This window comes from Sphingobacteriaceae bacterium GW460-11-11-14-LB5 (assembly GCA_002151545.1).
Lineage (GTDB): Bacteria > Bacteroidota > Bacteroidia > Sphingobacteriales > Sphingobacteriaceae > Pedobacter.
In genome coordinates this window covers 3,815,249-3,836,687 of record CP021237.1, presented here as the reverse complement: position 1 = coordinate 3,836,687, position 21,439 = coordinate 3,815,249, and the positions used below count along the sequence as shown (strand labels likewise).

Sequence of the window (21,439 nt, the reverse complement as noted above, 5' to 3'; positions counted from 1 at the left end):
TAAAAAGTTAAAAAAGGTTAACGTTTTCTTTTACGCGTTTTGATATAGCTTTGTACGGCAGATTTTGTGGTAAGCCAATCCCGCCCTTCTTTGTAGGCATCTATTTTGCCCTGTCGGGCCAGCAGGCTCACATACTCTTGCCCATATGGCACGTCGGGTTCTGAAACAATATTAGATATGGGTTCATAATCTCCATAATCGTTTCCTGGCAATGCATTTATATAAATATTTAACGAACGCTCTAAGGCCTGCAACATCAATAGGCAAAGTTTATGGTATTTACCTTTGTTTGCTTGATTAAGGGCCTCGTAGTATTTCTTTCTATCGTTTTTGAGGATAATAGCAGGAGGGAAGCCATTTCGCATGAGTAGTAAATTCATGGCAAGCCTTACAGTGCGGCCATTCCCATCAAAAAAAGGATGTATCCAAACTAATTTATGATGGAAAATAGCAGATAGTAAAATATCATTTAAGCCTAGTGGATTATTATTAACAAAGCCAATTAATTCATCTAATAAATCAGAAACTTTATTGGCATTGGGTGGTGTAAAATTTGCACCAACAATACGAACACCACCATTTCTTAAGCGGCCTGCATAATCATCTTCAATACTTCTGAGCACTAAGCCATGAAGTGATAAAATATCGATACTTCTGAGCTTGTAGTTTTTGTTGACTAAGCTGTAGAGGTAATCGATGGCTTTTTCGTGGTTATAAGCTTCAAAATGCTCCCTTAAAGATTTGCCCTTAACGGTCATCCCTTCCTGTAAAACCATTTGGGTTTCTTTCAAACTTAAGGTGTTTCCTTCTATGCTATTGGAGTTATAAGTCCATTCTAAGGTGAGGTCTTCTTTGATGCGATTTAGCGCGCTATTGGGCAAGGGCCTCGAGGTTTCTAGCCTGGCTTTTTTTTCGTACAGCCTTTCTATTTGAGGTAGTAGCTCTTCTAAATCACTTAAATCGAATTCCCACATACCCAAATTTACTAATTATCGGTTAAACTAAAAAATTTACTTATCCGATATTAAAAATTTTTATCAAAAAAAAATGATAGCTGATTTGCTATCATTTAAAATCTTATTTAGTTATTCCCATTTAAACACTTTTACCGCAACTGCATAAATACCAATACCCCATAGTAACAGGATCATAATCTGGAATTTAACATCCCATAAACCTAATCCTTCAAAAGCTACTTTGCGCATGGCATCGTTTAAATAGGTGAGGGGCAATGCTCTGCTAATGGGCTGTAGCCAGCTTGGAAAAGCTTCGATAGAAAAGAAGGTTCCCGATAATAAAAACTGGGGCAGGGTAATAATGTTTGATATTGGAGGCACCATGCTTTCGTTTTTGGCAATGCCCGAAATGATAAAACCAAAGCCCATAAAAACAATCACACCAAGCGTAGCGAGTATAAGCATATTGACGACCGTAAGTGCGCCATGTACAAGTGTAAAGCCAAAGAAGAAATGGCCAATTAAGATAATAAACAACGCGCCAATTAATGCAAAGCCAATTCGGGCAATACCTTCGCCGATAACAATGCTCGAACGCTTTACGGGGGTCGCAAAGAAACGTTTAATGACTAAGGTTTGGCGCAGACTTAAAAATACGAATGCTGTTCCGAAAACGCCTGTACTCAATAGTGAAAAGCCTAGCTGGCCCGGAAGGATAAAATCAATGGTTTTGTATTCGCGGCCTGTAATGGTACTTTCTTTTATTTCTGCTACTGTAGGTTTTAAAGTTTTGTCGTAAAGAACATTGTTTAAAACTGATTTTAAAATCCCGCCTTTATCCCTCGATGCAGAAGTGTATACCACATTAACCGAATAAGCCGCAGAATTTACTTTTCTATGCACATCAATCATGGCATCAACATTTCCCTTTTCAAGTAGTTTATCAAACTCGGCTTTTGATTTATCTTTTACCAGACGAATCATCCCTGTTTTTTCCAGCATGCCCATCACCGGGTTATTTAAATCAGCGCCTGGGGTCACACCAACATCAATGCGTGTTCCGCCACCACCTAAAAATCCAAAGACCAGAATAAATATTAAAGGGAAAGCAAGGGTGAATACCACTGCCGAAGGGCTTCGCATAATCGATCTGAAACTCGCTTTGGCAAGGGCAAGGGTTGCTGTGGTGTTACTGTAACCCACAGCCCCTGAAGGGGAGTTTGAGTTTCTTTCGTGTATATCTTTTTGCATGTTGGTTCTGCTGGATTATATTTTTTTAAAAAATGTATTATGCACTAGATTTCAGGTTCCCCTTTCTGGGGCTATGGGGCTTATTCTCTCCATTCCTGCCCGGTAAGGTTGATGAAAACATCTTCCAGATTGGCTTTTTTAACTTCTTTTTTACGCTCAAAACCGCTGTTTACCAGTTTGTCTATTAAGTTGTCAGGCGTATCTAAAGCGATAATTTGCCCGCGTTCTACAAAAGCAACGCGATCGCAAAGCTGCTCAGCTTCGTCCATGTAGTGTGTTGTAATTACAACTGTTGTGCCTGCATTGCGGATTTCGATAATCAGATCCCAAAGATTCCTTCTGGCCTGCGGATCCAAACCTGTTGTCGGCTCATCTAAAAAAATAATCTTCGGTTGATTAATCAGGGTAGTGGCAATGGAGAAGCGCTGTTTTTGCCCACCAGAAAGCGCTTTGTATTTTGCTTTGGCCTTATCCTGAAGGTTTACTTTCTCCAGCATCTCCATCGGTTTGATGTTGGCGCCGTATAAACCGGCAAAAAGTTCGATCAGTTCGATCAGGTTTAAATTTGGATAATAACCAGCTGCCTGTAGCTGTACACCAATAATCTGTTTAATATCCTGTGGCTGTTTGTCAACAGAAAAACCATCAACAATAATTTCGCCGGATGTTTTAGCCCTCAAAGTCTCGATAATTTCGAGCGTAGTGGTTTTTCCGGCGCCATTTGGGCCAAGCAGGCCGAAAATCTCATGCTCGTAAACTTCAAAACTAAGTCCTTGAACGGCCACGAAATCATCATATTTTTTTACCAGGTCTTTAACACTGATAATGACTTTTTTTGTTTCCATGTTGCGAATGTAAGGAGCTTTAAATGAATAGAAAATGAATTTTAATACAGTTGGTCGAAAATGTCGGTAAAATGATGTTTTATACGGGCGAAAATAGATTATAAAAGAAATCTGCGGATCGGCAGCTTATTTTTGCCGCAAATCCGCAGATCGTTTATTGTATTTGGTCTTTAAACTTCGGTCTATTACCTTAAGCCCTCCGCCTTCCAGCCTTCTACCTTAATACTACCAAACCAGCTCGCCTTTCATAACGTCAACGAAATCGTCGAACAGGTAACGCGAATCGTGTGGACCTGGAGAAGACTCCGGGTGATATTGAACCGAGAATGCCTTTTTACCTTTAACACGGATGCCTTCTATCGATTTATCGTTTAAGTTAACGTGGGTAATCTCTACTTTATCTGAGTTTCTAACCTCATCAGGAATTACACCGAAACCATGGTTTTGTGAAGTAACCTCGCAGTGGTTTTTGATGATATTTTTAACCGGGTGGTTTAATCCACGGTGACCGTTAAACATTTTCATGGTTCCAATACCATTGGCTTCAGCCAATAACTGGTGACCTAAACAGATGCCAAACAATGGTTTATCAACCGCTAAAATTGCTGTAATCGTTTCTACAGCGTATGGCATTACCGATGGATCGCCAGGGCCGTTTGAAATGAAGTAACCATCAGGACTAAATTTTTCCATTTCGGCAAAGCTAGTCTTAGCTGGGAAAACCTGCACATAGATATCGCGGTTTTCGAAATTGCGCAAAATGTTTTTCTTGATACCTAAATCTAAAGCAGCAACTTTTAAGCTTGCCTCAGGGTTGCCGTAAAAATATGGTTCTGTTGTACTTACTTTAGACGAAAGCTCTAAACCTTCCATTGATGGTACTTCGGCCAGCTTTTGTTTTAATTCTTCAAGATCAGTAATCTCAGAAGAAATAATGGCATTCATTGCACCTTTATCTCTAATGTGACGAACCAATGCACGGGTATCGATATCAGAAATGGCAACCAGGTTATCATTCTGGAAATAATCCTGAATAGATTCAGTTGCTTCCTTGCGGCTATAAACGATGTTGTAATTTTTGCAGACTAAACCGGCGATTTTGATCGAACCTGATTCGATTTCATCTTTGTGGATACCATAATTACCAATATGTGCATTGGTGGTAACCATTATCTGTCCAAAATAACTTGGGTCAGTGAAAATTTCCTGGTAACCTGTCATCCCGGTATTAAAACAAATTTCGCCAGTAGTGGTTCCAATTTTTCCGGCCGCTTTGCCGTAAAAAACTGTGCCATCGGCCAGTAATAAAATCGCAGGTAACTTGGTGTAGTTAGTCATGGTAATTACAATATGGATTTTGATTTAAAAAAGAGTTGAAAAAAGAATGGCTTTCGGCATTAAAGCCGTTTTTGCTGGGTGCAAAAAAAGATGAATATATCCCTTCCATTTCGGGGTACAAAGATAGAGTTTTAGATTGGGAATGTAAAGAGAAAAATTAAATAATGGTGTAAAGCTTGAAGGTAAAAGGTGTAAGGTTGGTTGGCCCTAAACCTTAAACCTTTTACCTTATGCCTTTTTAAAGAAAAAACAATACTTTTGGCAACACAAAACAAATCCAATGTCGGTACATAAAGAAATCAAACGCATCACCACTCACATTTTACAGGAAATGAAACAACGTGGTGAAAAAATATCTATGTTAACGGCCTACGATTATTCGATGGCAACCATCCTGGATGATGCAGGATTAGACGTTTTACTGGTTGGCGATTCTGCTTCGAATGTAATGGCTGGTCATGAAACCACTTTGCCTATTACCCTCGACCAGATGATTTATCATGCTGCATCTGTAATCAGGGCAGTTAAACGTGCATTTGTTGTAGTCGATTTACCTTTCGGCTCTTATCAGGGGAATTCGAAAGAAGCTTTGAATTCGGCGATAAGGATTATGAAAGAATCGGGTGCCCACGGTGTTAAACTGGAAGGCGGAGAAGAAATTATCGAATCCGTTCAACGGATCATTACAGCAGGAATCCCGGTAATGGGGCACTTGGGCTTAACACCACAGTCTATTTATAAATTCGGAACCTATACAGTTCGCGCGAAGGAAGAAGAAGAAGCCAATAAGTTAAAAACAGATGTTTTAGCTTTACAGGCTGCCGGTTGCTTTGCAATCGTATTGGAGAAAATTCCCGCTGCACTAGGTAAAGAAGTTACAGAAAGTTTGCATATCCCAACGATTGGTATTGGTGCAGGACAAAATTGCGACGGACAGGTTTTGGTGGTAAATGATATGATTGGTTTAACCAAAGGCTTTAAGCCTAGGTTTTTGCGCCAGTATATAAATCTATACGACGAAATTTTAGGCGCAGCACAATCATACATCCGTGATGTAAAAGCAAACGATTTTCCGAACGAGAAAGAACAGTATTAACCCAAACCCCTAAAGGGGCATTTATTAGATGAGGTTAATATTTAAAAGAATAAATCAATATATAATTAAAATTATGTCCCCTTTTAGGGGCGGAGGGGTTAAATGCCAATTACCGATAACGACATCCTTTTTGAAGACAATCATTTAATCGCCATAAATAAAAGGGCAGGTGATATTGTGCAGGTTGATGAAACAGGAGATGAGCCTTTGGATGAGCAGGTGAAAAAGTATATCGCTAAGAAGTATAATAAACCCAATGGCGCGTTTTTAGGGGTGGTGCATCGTTTAGACCGGCCAGTGAGTGGTGTCATCTTATTTGCCAAAACGAGTAAAGCTTTGGAGCGAATGAATGCTGTTTTTAAAAATAGGGAAGTAAAGAAAACCTATTGGGCAGTGGTAAAGAATAAGCCAGAGAAAGAATCGGCTACTTTGGTGCATTGGCTGGTTAAAAACCCACAGAAAAATGTGGTTTCTTATTATAATACAGAAGTTACCGGTAGCCAGCGGGCTGAGCTTTCTTACAAAGTAAAAGCCAAGGTTGGCGATTATTACCTCCTGGAGGTAGATCCATTAACCGGACGTTCGCATCAGATCAGGGTTCAACTTTCATCAATGGGGTGCCCGATTATGGGCGATAATAAATACGGTTATCCACGCGGAAGCAGAAAAGGAAGTATTTGCCTGCATGCCCGTCGCTTACAGTTTATACACCCGGTAAAAAAAGAACCCGTAAATATATTCGCCAAATTGCCAGTTGACGGCTTTTGGGAGCGGTTTGAAGACTTATAGCATCACAATATTTCATATCATTAAGATATCCGGTTATAATATTTAAGTATTTGACCGGATTTTTTATGATTTGGCATCATATTTCGTCTGTTCAGGACTAAAAACCAAATCCATTATGAAAAACACCTTTTTATCTATCGCCTCAATAAGCCTGTTGGCTTCTGCGCTAGTTTCTTGCGACAGTACTACAAAAACAGAAACCACTAAAGACACAACGGTTGTCAATGGCGATACAACTTTTACAAGTAAATCAACAAGTGAGACAACAACGACAATCCGAAGTGAGACTATCCCTGCCAAAATTCCGACTTTCTCAAGCGAAGAAGTAAATAAGGGACTTGCTGAATATAGCAAGTTAAAAGACGAATATGTTGCAGCTGTAAAAAGTAAAAATGCAACGGAGATTAAAGCTATTAACGATAAATATACCGCCTGGGCAAATCAAGCTACTGGCTGGGCCAGCAAACTAAAGCCGGATGAAATACAAAAATATTCTGATTATGTGCTTAAGTTAAGCGAAGAATGGACGAAAGCAGCGAAGGAAGCAGTAACTAAGTAAAGCTCAAATTATAGAAAAATCGTCATTCTTGCGTATGCGGGAATCTTAAAACATTTTTGTTAGGCATTAAGATTCCCAATCAAGTTGGGAATGACGGTTCTTCGAAATTTATTTACAAACAATTTTGTCAAAAGTCATTGAACCATCAAAGTTTAGTTTGCTTTGGTCTTTGAACTTGGTTTCTCCTTTTACTTCCTGTACATCACCAAATCCTTCTGCCAGCTGAGTACCCTTTTTCAAAAAAGCCACTTCCCTAACTGATGTTTTGCCTTCAGACTGAAAAGTATAACTGGCAATTATGGTATCGCCTTTAACAACACCCGCTATAGTGCCTGCATTTTTATCTTTTTCATATAAGTTATAACCCAATGTACCTGTTATCTTATTCTCGGCTGTTTTTAACGATAGGGTAGCTGTATCGCGGTTTTTAATGTACTGGTAACACTGAATAGAATCGGGTGTTGCCGCTGCATTGGTTACGATAGTAGAATCTATTTTGGCCTGCGTTTTTTTTGCTGTGCCGCCCTGGCAGGATGCCATCAACAAAGCGGCTGCTCCTAATATTGGGATGATGTTTTTCATTATTATATGTTCTTTTAGGATTGATTTTTTTATTATTAAGCAAAGCCCCTGCCAGAAAAACATGATCCTGTGCCGATGTTTACATTACGATCTGGGTTTTATAATGAATGTAGAAGATTATTTGCAGATCATTTTAAACGAGAAAGCCTCAATACAAGCCTGTCTCTATACGGTTTGCATGATCAGCTGAATTTTATTTTAAAACAGTAATGAAATGCTGGTTCCTTTTTGTTCTTCAGATTTAATTTCGACGTCTATTTTATGGAACCGGGCAATACTTTGTACAATAGCCAGTCCCAAGCCAAAACCGTTTTCTTCTGTATTCCCCCTCTTAAACCGGTCGAAAGCATTTTCTACCAGTGCTGCACTCATGCCCGATCCGCTATCGCTAATGGTGAGCATATATTTTTCGGCTTCCGTTTTATCCGTTATGGCAATGGTACCACCTTCAACATTATACTTTATTGCATTATTGATGATGTTGATTAAAAGGGTATGGATCAATGCTTTATTTCCGGTGAAATGAAAGTCCTTTGAAAGATGGGCGCTATAACTGATGTTTTTATCTGCTATCCGATCTTCCAGATCTTCATAAATATCTTCGATTTCCTGTTTAAGACTAATTTCTTCTGTTTTCAGGTACTGATTGTTTTCAACCTTCGAAATGAGTAACAAACTGTTGATAATCACCTTTAAGCGGTTTAGTGTTTTTAAAGAGGCGTATATCTTGTTTTCGTGCTCTTCAGGAATATCTGGGGTGTTGAGCATATTTTCGAAGCGTGTACTTAATATTGAAATGGGGGTAAGTAACTCATGTGAAACGTTGGCTATAAACTGCTTTTCTAAAGCGAAAAGTGTATTTATTTTGCGCATTAGCGAGTTGATGCTGTTATCCAGGATTTTAAAATCGCTGGTACTGGTGGGTATATTCTGGTAATTGTAGTGGGAAGGATCATCAACCAGGTTGATTTTTTTATCGATGATGCGATAAAATGGCTTGAGTAAAAAATTAGAGAATGTATAATCGGCCACCAGGGTAATGAGCAACGCAGCAACAAGTACAATCAGCATATAGAAGCGGATCGAATTTTTAATCGATTGGAGTGCTGTCATGGTTTCTCCGATCTCCAGGTTGTACCAGTTTGTATGGTAGGAGAATTTATAGTTTAAGATGCGGTATACTTCAATATCACCCTCAATCTCTCTTTTTTCGGTAAATACCTTCGCGGTAGAATCTTTTTGCTTATCGGGAATGTCCGTTAGCACAATAAATTCTTCCTTTAAAATATTGTAGTCGGTAAATGATTGTTCTTTGTTTAAAAGGCTGTCGATCTCATCATCATTTAAATTCTCGATAATTTTGTTCTTCTTTTTGATTAAACGGTTATCAAGCTGGTTGTAGGCAAGTCTGTCTAACGAGAATAAAATGATAGCCCCCAACACCAGAATAATGGCGATTTTAGTGACTGCATTGTACAAAGAAAACTTAACCTGTAACTTCATTTTATATGGAAAATGTTTAATGTAAGATGGATGATGGTCAATAGTTCTCCAGGGTTAATCGGTTAATTGTTTAAATCGGTTAACTGTTTCCCAACTTAATTCTTCCGACTTCGGACCTCCGACTTCCCGACTTTTTAGCAATTAATCCTGTAGCCAATACTTCTTACCGTTTCAAACCAGTCTATCGGGCTAACCGCTGCAAGTTTTTTTCGCAGGTTTTTAACATGAACATCAACAAAGTTGGAATCAGAATTGACTTCTAAAATATCTCCCCAAACGTGTTCCGTTAAACTCATTCTCGATACCACGCGGTTTTTATTCAGCACCAAATAGTTAAATATTTCAAATTCCTTTTTGGTGAGGTTTAATCTTTCATCACCAAATGAAACGGTCCTGTTCTGAATATTGAGCAGAAAGTTATGAATGTTGATTTCGTTTTTTTCTAGCTTGTGTTTTCTACGGGTAATGGCGTGCATACGCGCTAAAAGTTCATTTAGCGAAAATGGTTTGGGTAAATAATCGTCTGCACCTTCATCAAGGCCTTTAATCCGGTCGTCTACGGCACTACGGGCAGTTAAAATGATTACGGCGTCATCCCGGTCTTTCGTCGATTTTAATTGTTTCAAAATATCGAAACCATCGCCATCGGGCAAGCCCAGATCTAATAAAATGAAATCGTAATTGTTTACAAATATCTTTTCTTCTGCAGAAGATTTTTTCCAGGCATGCTCTACAATAAATCCTTCTTTACTCAGGAATTCATCCATTTCAAGCGCCAGGCTTTTTTCATCTTCAACGATTAGTACATTCATCTTATTTTGCTAAAGTGTTTTATTGTTCAATTCTTTGTAAACTGAAAATTGCTCACTGTGAACCGAAAACTGAATTTACATTTTTAAGAATGATTGTGCAAGCTTCTGCAATTTCTTCTTTAGTAATAATTAAAGGGGGAGCGATGCGCATTGAATTGCTGCAGTGTAAAAACCAGTCTGACAATACACCGTCTAAGATACAGGCATCGATAATTTTTTTATTGATTTCGAAATTTTCAAACTCAACGGCCAGCATTAAGCCTTTGCCGCGGATTTCTTTAATAGCAGGATGTTGAAGGAGCTGTTTAAACAATTGCCCTTTTTCTTCAACTTCATCAACAATGTGATCATCAACCAGGGTACGTAAAGTAGCCAATCCGGCAGCGCAACAAACCGGGTGACCCCCAAAAGTTGTCATGTGACCCAAAATTGGTGTATGCGATAATACCGACATGATCTCCAGCGAACTGATAAACGCCCCTATGGGCATTCCGCCACCAATTCCTTTCGCCAGGAGCAGCACATCTGGTACAACATTGTAATGCTCGAAAGCAAACATTTTACCGCTGCGGCCAAAGCCTGATTGTATTTCGTCGAAGATTAACAAAGTTCCGGTTTCGGTGCATTTAGTCCGCAATGCTTGCATATAGCTTAAATCGGAAACTCTTATTCCAGCTTCTCCTTGTATAGGTTCGATAAAAACAGCAGCAATTTCGTTGGTTATTTTTTCGAGATCAGCAAGGTTATTATGCTCAATAAAACTTACATGAGGCAGGAAAGGGCCGTATCCAGAAGAATAAAAATCGCTTTCCATTAAACTTTCAGCACCCTGGGTACTACCATGGTAAGCATTTTTGCAGGCAATAAATCCTTTGCGGCCAGTGTAACGTTTGGCCAGTTTCATGGCACCTTCTACAGCCTCAGTTCCTGAATTTAAAAAATAGGTGCAGCTTAAGCTTTCGGGCAAAATATCGGCTAGGGCCTTGGCGAAATTTACCTGAGGTGTTTGCACATATTCGCCATAAACCATCAGGTGCATATAGGTTTCTGCCTGCTCCTGAATGGCCTTCACTACGGCGGGATGGCAATGGCCAACATTACTTACGCCGATACCAGCAATAAGATCGATGTGTTTTTTGTTTTGGGCATCGTAAATGTAGATTCCTTTTGCCCTTACAAATTCGAGCATAAGCGGCTCTGGAGAGGTTTGTGCATTGTGTTGTAAAAACAACTGACGTTGGGTAAGCATGGGACAAAAGTACGGAAATGAAAGAGTGCTTTAAAACAAAAAAGACCTACATTGCTGTAAGTCTTTTTCTTTATTGCTTTTGGCCGCCTTTAAATCTATTGAGTAACTCGCGTTTAAAACCTTCCTGTGCCCGGTAAAACTTGCCTACCACTTTTATCGGCAATACCGCTTTAAGTTTGTTGTAATATTTTTTATCGAGATTAAGGTCCTTTTGTTTAAAATCGAATTCTCTGGTAATTAAACTTTGCACCTGTGCATCCGTAAGGTTATCTATTTCAGTCGTTTTTCTGAAAGAGATCATTTTCTGCATGCGTTCTTTACGCAGGGCATTTTGTTCTGCCTGCATATCGTTATAAATCGGCCAGAAAATCTTAGCCTCCTCTGGTGATAAGTCTAATTTTTGAGTGAAAAAAGCTATTTTAAGTGATTCTATTTCTTCTCCCTTAGGCCTTTGTGCCAAAAGTGTAGTGGGCAATAGAAACATTAAAGCAACAAAAAGTAAATTTTTCATTTTCATTAATTATTTAATTCCTGAGATAAATCACTTGACGAGAAATTACTCAAGATGTAGTTTTCCATTTCTGTATCTGACGCAGAAGTAGTTTTTATATTAGATGATGTGGTATTTTGCGCTTCTAAATGATCGATAATTGTACTTTCATCAATATCGTACAATAGTTGCTCATTTATTGCTTCTGCAGATTGTACCTGCTGAACCGTAGAAGTTGAGCCATTCTGGTAAAAATAAACGCCAAATGAAGCCATTAGTAAAAAACAGGCAGCACTTGCATATTTAACAATGTTGCGTCTCCATAAAGGAATAACTTTAGCTTCTTTTTTAGGCTCCGCTGCTGCAATCCTATCGGCAATTCTACCCTGCAGGGTATCGAAATAATTTTCGGGCACAGCAAAGGCCTGTTCTGCCTTAGGTATTTCAGACAGGGCAATTCTGGTTTGTATCCGTTCCGTTAAATCTTCAAAATAATGCTGCGGAACTTCAAAATTATTGTTGTTGGTTTTATGTTTCAATCCATCTAAAAAGACAGCAGAAAAAATAGCCTCATCACAATTTTCGAAATATCCATCAGGAACGGCGAATGGATTGCGTTTCCCCATTGCCGCAAGTGCAGGAGCTTCGTTCATCCAATCGTTATTTTCTATATTTTCGTTCATCACAGATATATGATACAATTAAAGTGAAAAGGTTTAATAGTCTATTTCATCATTTGTAATAAAAGCTTCAATTTTTTTCGCCGCGATGTGAAATGATGCTTTTAAAGCGCCTACTGAGGTGCCTAAAACTTCCGAAATTTCTTCATATTTCATATCATCAAAATATTTCATGTTGAAGATAATCCGTTGTTTTTCAGGTAAGGTAAGGATTGCTTTTTGCAGTTTAAGCTCAAGTTTATCACCGTTAAAATAAGATGAGGCAACCAGGTTATCGGCAAGCTCGGATGATACTTCGTCTAAAGGTGTATTGTTCCGCTGTTTTTGCTTGTTTAAGAAAGTGATGGATTCGTTGGTCGCGATACGATAAATCCAGGTATAAAGTTGAGAATCGCTCCTAAATTTATCGAGGTTTTTCCAAACCTTAACAAATACCTCCTGCAAAAGATCGTCACAATCATCATGGTTTAAAACCAGCCTGCGGATGTGCCAGTATATTTTTTGCTGATATTTTTTCAACAACAGGTTAAAGGCTTCATTACGCGTGCGCTCGACCGCAAACATGGCAAGAATTTCTGAATCTTCAACTTGTTTCATTATTTTTTTAGATGAGATGCGAGATATGAGACGTGAGATTCGCTTAGACACAACGTCTCAAATCTCACATCTAATTTTCTCATATCTAATGTCCCAAATCTATTTTTTTCTGCCAATTACTTTTTGAACAGCTTCAACAATGTTTACAGCATCTAAGCCATATTTAGACATCAATTGATCTGGTGTTCCGCTTTCGCCAAAAGTATCGTTAGTGGCTACAAACTCTTGTGGAGTTGGCAATTCGGTTGTTAATAAACGGGCTACGCTTTCGCCTAAGCCACCAAATTTATTATGCTCTTCGCAGGTAACTACACAACCGGTTTTCTTCACTGATTTTAAGATGGCTTCGTCATCCAAAGGTTTAATGGTGTGAATATTAATAATTTCAGCATCGATACCCAATTCAGCTAATTTCTCACCAGCTTCGATTGCTTTCCAAACCATATGGCCTGTAGCAATAATGGTTACATCTGTTCCTTCATTAACCATCCATGCTTTACCGATCTCGAATTTTTGATCAGGATCTGTAAATACAGGGATTACCGGACGGCCAAAACGTAAATAAACCGGACCTTCATATTCTGCAATAGCCATGGTTGCGGCTTTGGTTTGGTTGTAATCGCAAGGATTAATCACCACCATTCCTGGCAACATTTTCATTAAGCCAATATCTTCTAAAATCTGGTGTGTTGCACCATCCTCACCTAAGGTTAAGCCAGCATGAGATGCGCAGATTTTAACGTTTTTGTTAGAATAAGCTACCGATTGACGGATCTGATCGTAAACACGGCCTGTAGAAAAGTTGGCAAAAGTACCTGTAAAAGGGATTTTACCACCAATGGTCATACCTGCTGCAATACCGATCATGTTTGCCTCTGCAATACCAACCTGTGTAAAACGCTCAGGAAAATCTTTAATAAAAGCATCCATTTTAAGCGATCCAACTAAATCGGCACATAAGGCAACCACATTTTCGTTTTTCTTTCCAGCCTCATGTAAGCCAGCGCCAAAACCCGAACGTGTATCTTTTTTTTCTGTATATGTATATTTTTTCACGAGCTTATATTTTTATTTAAAGGTGTTCAAGCTTGCTTCGCAGGTTTTCATACCCCAAACCCCTAAAGGGGCTTTATTTGTAGTTAAAATTAAAAGTTATTTACGCCCCCTTCAGGGGGTAAGGGGGGCTAGTAATCCCCTAAAGTTTCTGGTAATTGTGCTAAAGCTGCAGCCAACTGTTCATCATTAGGCGCAGTACCATGCCATTTGTGTGTACCCATCATATAATCTACACCAGCACCCATCTGCGTACTCATTAAATTTAAGATTGGTTTACCTTTTCCGGTTAGTGTTTTAGCATAATGTAAGCCTTCAACAATGGCTTGCATATCGTTACCGTCAGTATTAATGACGTGCCATCCGAAAGCTTCGAATTTAGCTTGTAAATCATCTAAGGCAAGAACTTTACTGGTAGGACCATCAATTTGTTGTCCGTTATAATCAACAGATGCAATTAAATGATCTACTTTATTGAAAGGAGCAAACATAGCTGCTTCCCAGTTTTGTCCTTCCTGTAATTCTCCATCACCCAATAAGGCAAAAATGTAAGATTTATCGCCATTTAACCTTTTAGCCAATGCAGCGCCAATGGCTACTGATAAACCCTGGCCTAGTGAACCCGAAGCAATACGGATACCTGGTAGATGTTCGTGGGTAGTTGGGTGACCTTGTAATCTGGAATCTAGTTTACGGAAAGTTGCCAGTTCGCTTTTATCGAAATAACCGGCATGAGCCAATGTACTGTACCAAACCGGAGAAATATGTCCGTTCGAAAGGAAGAATAAATCTTCGCCTGCGCCTTCCATCGTGAAATCTGTTTTGTGGTTCAATACTTCAAAATATAAAGCGGTAAAAAAATCTGCACATCCAAGCGAAGCGCCTGGGTGACCAGATTGACATCCGTGAACCATTCTTACGATATCTCTTCTGATTTGAGAGGCAATATCTTCTAGCTCTTTAATTGTATGTTTCATTAAAATAAGAGGTTGTTGTTACATAGCAAAGGTAATATTTTACCCGCTATATCATAATTAGTTATTGATTAAATCGAGTACTTGTTGAGTTGAATTTTTTGTGTCAACCTTTTTGATGATATGCGTAATTTTTCCATCACCATCTATAATGAAAGTGGTGCGAACCGTGCCCATGTATTTTTTGCCATACATGTTTTTTTCTGCCCAAACGCCATAGTCATTTACAATTTTCTGATCGGTATCGGCCAGGAGGGTAAATGGTAAATTGTGTTTGGTTACAAATTTCTGGTGCGATTTTTCGTCATCAACACTTACGCCTAGAACGACAATGCCTTTGGCCTGTAAACCCTGATAGTTATCCCTGAAATCGCAAGCTTCGGCGGTACAACCAGGTGTATCGTCTTTCGGATAAAAGTAAAGCACAACTGTTTTGCCTTTATAATCGCTTAACGAAACTTCAGTGCCGTTTTGATCTTTTGATGTAATTGCCGGTGCCTGATCACCTTCTTTTAACTCTGCCATAATTATTGGTTAATCGGTTAACTGTTTGAATCGGTTAATCGTTATTGTTAACCGCTGTGCAATTTAAACAGTTTAAGCTATTATACTGTTGGATATATGTTAAAAGATGACATTTCTCGGTTCAAAACATGGAATTTGATCATGAAATTCGTAAAATTCACAATCCTTTCCCTATCTGAAAAATGTTACCGTATATTTTCGGGTATTCTCTTTCATGTCTGCTACAACTAATTCCAGTGTATGTTTTCCAGAAGCTGTTCTTTCGTCAAAACTGTGCCACAGTGTTGCGGTTTTGGTATCGAATTCCATCAATGCCCACTTGCCATCAATATATCCGTTAAAACTTTTTATTCCAGACAGGTTATCGCTGATCCTGAAAAATATTTTAGATAAACCTGCCATGCTTTTTCCTTCAGCAATATTTACGGGTACTATCCGTGGTGCAATGGTATCGGTGGCAATATAAAAGCTACCAAAGTTTTTTGGTGTAGCTTTAACGAAGCCATTTTCGAAAAATCCGCCTTGCGATGAGCCATTTGAGTTTACAATCAAAGCTTTGCTTCTTAAGTTCTCCGGAAGATCATCAGCCTTAATGGAAATATCGAAACCAATGTGTAATGGCGTATATCGATTATGGATCTGGTGCAGTGCCGACCAGGCATTACCAGCTGGTTTAGGCAGTTTTTTATAAGTGAAGTTTAAATCGCTGTACAATGTTCCCTGAGGGAAAACGACCTTGATATCGTCGGTATTAAATTCATTCACCTTATTATATGGGTAAATGATGCCTGCAGGAACACTTGCTTTTGCTATCGGTGCTAAACCCGCATTTACCGTGAAAGGCAAAACAGATGAATTTCCTTTCGAATCGGTAATAATGTAACGGAGCTGATGTGTGGCACCATCGTTGAAATTAATTCTACCACTATTGACTAAACCACTATAAATTTTCAAAGGATTACCCGGCTCAACAAAACTTTTCTGGATACTTCTTTTAGTATTTACGTAGGTAGGATAATCGATATGCGAATTAATGGCTTTACTATCTTCGAAAGCAAATCGTTCAAGGGCAGAAGTGTATACTTTCTTGCCATCTACTTCTAACTGAATGGAATATACACCATTGGTGCCGGATAAACCATTATGCCGATCAGTTACCACAATACCGAAACCCACCTCGCCAGTTAAGCTAATGGGTGCTGTGGTTTTATAACTACCATTTGTGCCGCTAATACCAATGGCTTGTTTAGGTGTCGATTCGTTAAAGGTTTTACCGTTTAAACGGTACACATACATACCATGAATAACAGGCGGAATGTTATCGGGTATGATGATTCCGAAAAACTGTGGATTTATGGTTTCTTCCGTTTTGGTATCTCTGATTTCAAAATGTAAATGCGGACCGCCTGAGCTACCACGGTTACCAGACCAGGCAATAATTTCGCCTTTATGTACCGGAATTAAAGTCGCATCAGGAAACTCATCAATCTCAAAGGATTTCTTTTCGTATTCGAGATTTTTAACAATTGTGGCAATTTTTGGGGCGAAACGCTGTAAGTGGCCGTAAACTGTGGTAAAACCATTAGGATGATTGATGTACAGCGCTTGTCCGAAGCCACTATTCTGTACCCTTAATCTCGAAATGTATCCATCCGCAACGGCGTAAACAGGATAACCTTCTCGCTGATTGGTCCTGAAATCAATTCCGGAATGGAAGTGATTGCCCCTGATTTCTCCAAAAGAACCTGCGAGGGCAGGAGGGGCTATGTCTAAAGGTTGTCTGAAATCTGTAATCGGGTATTTATTCGTACTGAAAATCTGTTGTGCCTGAACAAGGATTGAAACAAATAAAAGGCAAATTGAAACGGAAAATTTTAACTTGTACTGGATCGGGTTTTTAATCATTCGTTACTTTACATCAAAATTTAAAAGTTGCTTTCCTTCTAACCAGGCTTCCAATTTGTCGCCTTTATTTATTTTTCCGACACCCTGTGGTGTTCCCGTAAAAATTAAATCGCCTTTTTTTAAAGTAATATATTGAGAAACAAAGCTAATTATCTTCTCGAACGAGAATAACAAATCTTTAGTATGGCCAACCTGACGGCGCTCACCATTTATCTTTAACTCGAAATTTAGGTTGTAAAGATCTTCGAAATCACTTTTAGGGTGAAAAATACTGATTGGCGCAGAGTTATCAAAAGCTTTGGCCAGCTCCCAGGGTAATCCCTTTTCTTTGTGTTTGCTCTGGATATCGCGTGCAGTGAAATCGATTCCGAGGCCTACTTCATCGTAATAATTGGCAGCAAATTTTTCGGCAATATGTTTTCCTTCCTTGCAGATTTTTAACACCACTTCCAGTTCGTAGTGAACATCGTCAGAAAAATCGGGCAGGTAAAAAGGTTTATTATCTTTTAAAACAGCGGTATCAGGTTTCAGGAAAATTACGGGTGTAGTAGGAACCGGGTTATTCAGTTCTTTTGCATGTTCGGCATAATTTCGGCCAATGGCGATGATCTTCATTCTTAAGAATATGAAATATGATAAAATAGAGGGAAATTAAATCCACATCAATCAAAAATAGAAAAGAAAATGGTGTTATAAAACTGAGATCCGTTTTACCTGGCTTTCTGAACCGGCAATAACCCTTAAAAAGTAAATACCCGGGTTAATTCGGTTAGGGATGACGAAGCTTTTGGTTTGCTCACCGGCATTTAAACGCTCGTTTGAAAGTGTTGCCACTTCATTTCCTAATAAATCGATGATTTTAATTGTGGTTTGCGTACCATCTTTTCCGATCGATAAAATAATATTTAACTGATCTTCTACCGGATTTGGGTATATTTTTACGATGGTTAACAATTTATCTTTCGTTACAACCGTTGCATTTTTAGGCGTTGTAGAGTAAGCATTGAACATTCCGGAGCCACCAACTGTCATATAAAGTGGTTTGTAAGGCGTAATATTCGCTTTAATTTCAGGAATCCGGCTTACTTTTTTTGTTCTGTTTTTTAAGCTAATGCGAATGCTATCAGTTTGTTGCGACCAAGAATTTACGCTGCACAGCAAAACCATGCACAATGTGCAGGCAAGTTTTGTGAGTAACGTTATCTTAGTGTAGAGTTTCATCAAATTGGTATAGCAAATGTATTAATTTAAAACAAAGAAATTAAACATTTTGTTTAAAACCCATAATTTAACACAATTTAACAATAAAATTTAATTTTCATAGTGTTGAAAATACACAATAATTTGGTTGTTAAATTGTTATAGTTAGTTTACTTTTGCCGCACTAAAATAATCAACGAAGTGTCAAATCATAAAAATGTCAACGCGTTAACCGCCGGCGGTGTTCTAATTAGTTTAGGAATTGTGTTCGGTGACATTGGTACATCACCTCTATATACCTTAAATGCAATTTTTACAACTATTTTAGGGGGGAAGCAGGATATCAATCCAACAAATGTTCTGGGCGTTTTATCATGTATCATCTGGACATTAACCTTACAAACCACCATTAAGTATGTTATTATTACCCTAAGAGCCGATAATAAAGGTGAGGGTGGTATTTTCTCTTTATTCTCGCTGGTGCGCAAAAAGGCTAAATGGCTGGTCGTTCCGGCCGTTGTAGGTGGTTGTGCCTTACTTGCAGATGGTATTATCACCCCCAGTATTACCGTAACATCGGCCATTGAGGGACTTACCAGTAAGTTTGAGGTGCCGGTTATTCCGATTGTGTTAACCATTTTAACCATCTTATTTATTATCCAGCAGTTCGGAACCAACCTGGTTGGGAAGCTATTTGGTCCGGTAATGTTTGTTTGGTTTGCGGTTTTGGGTGTTTTAGGTGTATCTTTTATTATTAAAGATTTCACTATCCTAAAGGCATTTAATCCTTACTATGCCATTCATTTACTGGTTACCAATAAACTGGCGTTTTTAATTCTGGGTGGCGTATTTTTATGTACAACAGGGGCAGAGGCTTTATATTCTGACTTGGGTCACTGCGGTAGAAACAACATCAGAACCAGCTGGATTTTTGTGAAATTAACCCTTATTCTAAACTATTTAGGACAAGGTGTCTGGATTTTGCAGAACAGCGGGAATTATGTTCCTGGTGCTAAAATGAATCCATTTTTTCAGATCGTTCCCGATCAGTTTCAAATTCCAATGGTTATACTGGCGACGATGGCGGCAGTAATTGCCAGTCAGGCTTTAATAAGTGGCTCCTTTACCTTAATTGCGGAGGCAGTACGTTTAAACCTTTGGCCTAAAATTAAAATCGTTTATCCATCAGTTTCTAAGGGCCAGTTATATGTTCCCTCGATTAACTGGATGTTGTGGATTGGTTGCTGTGGTATTGTACTGCTGTTTCAAAAAGCAGAGAAAATGGATGCGGCCTATGGTTTATCGATCACCATAGCCATGTTAATGACGACCATTCTGGTGAGTTTTTATTTGAGAAGTAAACGTTTCCCGAAATATTTAGTTGCCATATTCTTTTTTACCTATGTAATTATTGAAGGAACATTTTTGATCAGTAATTTAACCAAATTCTTACACGGTGGTTGGGTAACAGTATTAATCGGTTCGTTATTGTTCACCGTAATGTGGAGTTGGTTTGTGGCCCGTAAAATCAAAAACCGCTTTGTTAAATATGTCGAAATTGAAGATTATTATGAGATTTTAACCGAACTCAGCGGTGACGAATCGGTACCGAAATACTCTTCTCAACTGGTTTATTTAACGAGTGCGAACTTTAAAACGGAGATCGAATCGAAAATTATCTATTCTATTATACAAAAGGAACCAAAACGTGCTGATGTATACTGGTTGGTGCATGTTGACGTAATGGACGAGCCGTATACCTTAGATTATAAAGTTGAATTCCTAATTCCTGGCAAACTAATCAGAATTGATTTTAGATTAGGTTTCAGGATTGAGCAACGGGTGAATTTATTGTACCGTAAAGTGGTTGAAGAGTTAGTGAAAAACGGAGAGATCGATATTACCAGTCAGTATACTTCGTTAAACAAGCATAAAATTGCAGGCGATTTCAGGTTTGTTCTTTTAGAAAAACATTTATCTAAGTTTACTAAACTCAGTTTCTACGAGAGACAGATTATGGATTACTACTTTATCCTTAAAAAATTGAGTTTATCAGAAGAGCGGAGTTTTGGTTTGGATAGCAGTTATGTTGATGTAGAGAAAGTTCCATTGATTTTCGTTACACCAGATGATATTGAATTGAATAGATTACCGGTTTAATTAATGAGGACCGCGATTCTAATATTGGCAATGAGTTTATTTATAGCCGGGCCTGTAGCTAAGCTATACCATCTTGATCATGCCAATAATTATATGATTGCCTCTGGATTAGGTCTGGTGATGATTACAGCACTGGCTTTTATAAAGAAGAAATAAATAATTCCTCTTTCTGTTAAAGAAAGGGAATTTTGTTTTATAAATGGAATACTAACTATCAGATCAGCTTGATGCATCAGGCTTCAATCGTCATTCTGGACTTGTTTCAGGGGTTTACCCGAAAGCTATCGGTCGGTGTCTCACCGACCGAAACATCTAATCTCTGAAATGTGTAAGAATCCCGAATTCATCAATCCCTGTTTCGTAAAAATTTGCGCTACTCCATTTATAATCGTCCGGATATGTATACAAATTCCATTTTTCTTTAATCGGATTATCATGTATGTAATCTAGTTTCTGTATCAAAATGTTTTCCTTATTCAAAGGGATAGCCAATGGATCTCTTTTCCAGAATTGAAAAACTCTATCATTCTTTTCAGAACTGTATTGTTTCAATATTGTAGGATTATTAACTAACAGGTGCTTTCTGAACTCGTGTGCTGTAAATTTTGTAAAGCTGGCTGCAGGAGCTTCCTTTCCGTTTAATTTCAACATATTCCAGATTAAATGGATGTGGTTGGGCATAATCACATAACCATATACTTCAATAAGTTTTTGATTAACTAAAAATTTCAGTGAATTTATGATGATCATTTTTAAGTTATCATCATTTAATAAATGTGCAAAATTGCAGATGGTATCTGTGTAGAAATATGGATAGTTATAATCCATTTGTCCCTGTCTTTTATGAAAGATATGCATTATTTAGTATCTAAGTT

General features: G+C 38.4%; 22 protein-coding genes. 4 read left to right on the top strand and 18 right to left on the bottom strand.

Annotation, left to right across the window (positions count from 1 at the left end; all coding sequences use genetic code 11):
* Positions 1-17: 17 nt before the first annotated feature.
* The 4 genes from CA265_15255 to CA265_15240 form a co-directional block, all read right to left on the bottom strand.
* Positions 18-974: a restriction endonuclease subunit S gene (locus CA265_15255; GenBank protein ARS40933.1), complete on the bottom strand. Its 957-nt coding sequence runs from the start codon at positions 972-974 to the stop codon at positions 18-20.
* Between the two features lie 111 nt (positions 975-1,085).
* Positions 1,086-2,195, bottom strand: coding sequence for an ABC transporter permease (locus CA265_15250; GenBank protein ID ARS43014.1), 1,110 nt, complete (start codon positions 2,193-2,195; stop codon positions 1,086-1,088).
* A gap of 92 nt (positions 2,196-2,287) precedes the next feature.
* A complete protein-coding gene (locus CA265_15245) occupies positions 2,288-3,052 on the bottom strand; it encodes an ABC transporter ATP-binding protein (protein ARS40932.1) in 765 nt (254 codons plus the stop codon).
* Positions 3,053-3,277: 225 nt separating this feature from the next.
* A complete protein-coding gene (locus CA265_15240) occupies positions 3,278-4,390 on the bottom strand; it encodes a carbamoyl phosphate synthase small subunit (GenBank protein ID ARS40931.1) in 1,113 nt (370 codons plus the stop codon).
* Positions 4,391-4,670: 280 nt separating this feature from the next.
* Here CA265_15240 and CA265_15235 point away from each other — a divergent pair, with 280 nt between their 5' ends.
* The 3 genes from CA265_15235 (at position 4,671) to CA265_15225 (ending at position 6,834) form a co-directional block, all read left to right on the top strand.
* Complete coding sequence (locus tag CA265_15235; GenBank protein ARS40930.1) at positions 4,671-5,486, top strand: 3-methyl-2-oxobutanoate hydroxymethyltransferase; 816 nt, start codon at positions 4,671-4,673, stop codon at positions 5,484-5,486.
* A 102-nt stretch (positions 5,487-5,588) separates the two neighbouring features.
* Entirely contained in the window at positions 5,589-6,275 is a 687-nt protein-coding gene (locus tag CA265_15230) for an RNA pseudouridine synthase (GenBank protein ID ARS40929.1), read from the top strand.
* A 115-nt stretch (positions 6,276-6,390) separates the two neighbouring features.
* A complete protein-coding gene (locus tag CA265_15225) occupies positions 6,391-6,834 on the top strand; it encodes a hypothetical protein (protein ARS40928.1) in 444 nt (147 codons plus the stop codon).
* Between the two features lie 108 nt (positions 6,835-6,942).
* Here CA265_15225 and CA265_15220 read toward each other — a convergent pair whose 3' ends face one another.
* From CA265_15220 to CA265_15160, 13 genes are all read right to left on the bottom strand, one after another.
* Positions 6,943-7,380, bottom strand: a complete 438-nt coding sequence (locus CA265_15220; protein ARS43013.1) for a hypothetical protein — start codon at positions 7,378-7,380, stop codon at positions 6,943-6,945.
* Positions 7,381-7,614: 234 nt separating this feature from the next.
* Entirely contained in the window at positions 7,615-8,919 is a 1,305-nt protein-coding gene (locus tag CA265_15215; protein ID ARS40927.1) for a two-component sensor histidine kinase, read from the bottom strand.
* 134 nt (positions 8,920-9,053) lie between these two features.
* On the bottom strand, positions 9,054-9,731 hold the full coding sequence (locus CA265_15210) for a DNA-binding response regulator (GenBank protein ARS40926.1): 678 nt from the start codon (positions 9,729-9,731) through the stop codon (positions 9,054-9,056).
* 52 nt (positions 9,732-9,783) lie between these two features.
* Complete coding sequence (locus CA265_15205) at positions 9,784-10,920, bottom strand: aspartate aminotransferase family protein (protein ID ARS43012.1); 1,137 nt, start codon at positions 10,918-10,920, stop codon at positions 9,784-9,786.
* A 130-nt stretch (positions 10,921-11,050) separates the two neighbouring features.
* Positions 11,051-11,491 carry a hypothetical protein gene (locus CA265_15200; GenBank protein ARS43011.1) on the bottom strand — a complete coding sequence of 147 codons (441 nt, stop codon included), beginning with the start codon at positions 11,489-11,491 and terminating at the stop codon, positions 11,051-11,053.
* A gap of 5 nt (positions 11,492-11,496) precedes the next feature.
* Positions 11,497-12,153, bottom strand: a complete 657-nt coding sequence (locus tag CA265_15195) for a hypothetical protein (GenBank protein ARS40925.1) — start codon at positions 12,151-12,153, stop codon at positions 11,497-11,499.
* A gap of 33 nt (positions 12,154-12,186) precedes the next feature.
* Positions 12,187-12,747: an RNA polymerase subunit sigma gene (locus CA265_15190; GenBank protein ARS40924.1), complete on the bottom strand. Its 561-nt coding sequence runs from the start codon at positions 12,745-12,747 to the stop codon at positions 12,187-12,189.
* Between the two features lie 99 nt (positions 12,748-12,846).
* On the bottom strand, positions 12,847-13,803 hold the full coding sequence (locus CA265_15185; GenBank protein ARS40923.1) for a transketolase: 957 nt from the start codon (positions 13,801-13,803) through the stop codon (positions 12,847-12,849).
* A 128-nt stretch (positions 13,804-13,931) separates the two neighbouring features.
* Positions 13,932-14,777 (bottom strand): transketolase, encoded by an 846-nt coding sequence (locus tag CA265_15180; GenBank protein ID ARS40922.1) that lies wholly within the window; start codon positions 14,775-14,777, stop codon positions 13,932-13,934.
* Positions 14,778-14,834: 57 nt separating this feature from the next.
* Complete coding sequence (locus CA265_15175; protein ID ARS40921.1) at positions 14,835-15,299, bottom strand: thioredoxin-dependent thiol peroxidase; 465 nt, start codon at positions 15,297-15,299, stop codon at positions 14,835-14,837.
* Between the two features lie 171 nt (positions 15,300-15,470).
* Positions 15,471-17,204 (bottom strand): peptidase M23, encoded by a 1,734-nt coding sequence (locus tag CA265_15170; protein ARS40920.1) that lies wholly within the window; start codon positions 17,202-17,204, stop codon positions 15,471-15,473.
* Positions 17,205-17,207: 3 nt separating this feature from the next.
* Positions 17,208-17,819, bottom strand: coding sequence for a 2-hydroxyhepta-2,4-diene-1,7-dioate isomerase (locus CA265_15165; GenBank protein ARS40919.1), 612 nt, complete (start codon positions 17,817-17,819; stop codon positions 17,208-17,210).
* A 75-nt stretch (positions 17,820-17,894) separates the two neighbouring features.
* A complete protein-coding gene (locus CA265_15160; protein ARS40918.1) occupies positions 17,895-18,371 on the bottom strand; it encodes a hypothetical protein in 477 nt (158 codons plus the stop codon).
* A 234-nt stretch (positions 18,372-18,605) separates the two neighbouring features.
* Between CA265_15160 and CA265_15155 the strand changes: the two genes are divergently transcribed.
* Entirely contained in the window at positions 18,606-20,564 is a 1,959-nt protein-coding gene (locus CA265_15155; protein ID ARS40917.1) for a potassium transporter Kup, read from the top strand.
* A gap of 312 nt (positions 20,565-20,876) precedes the next feature.
* On the opposite strand, the gene CA265_15150 is transcribed toward CA265_15155, so the two are convergent.
* Entirely contained in the window at positions 20,877-21,392 is a 516-nt protein-coding gene (locus tag CA265_15150) for a hypothetical protein (protein ARS43010.1), read from the bottom strand.
* Positions 21,393-21,439: the final 47 nt, after the last annotated feature.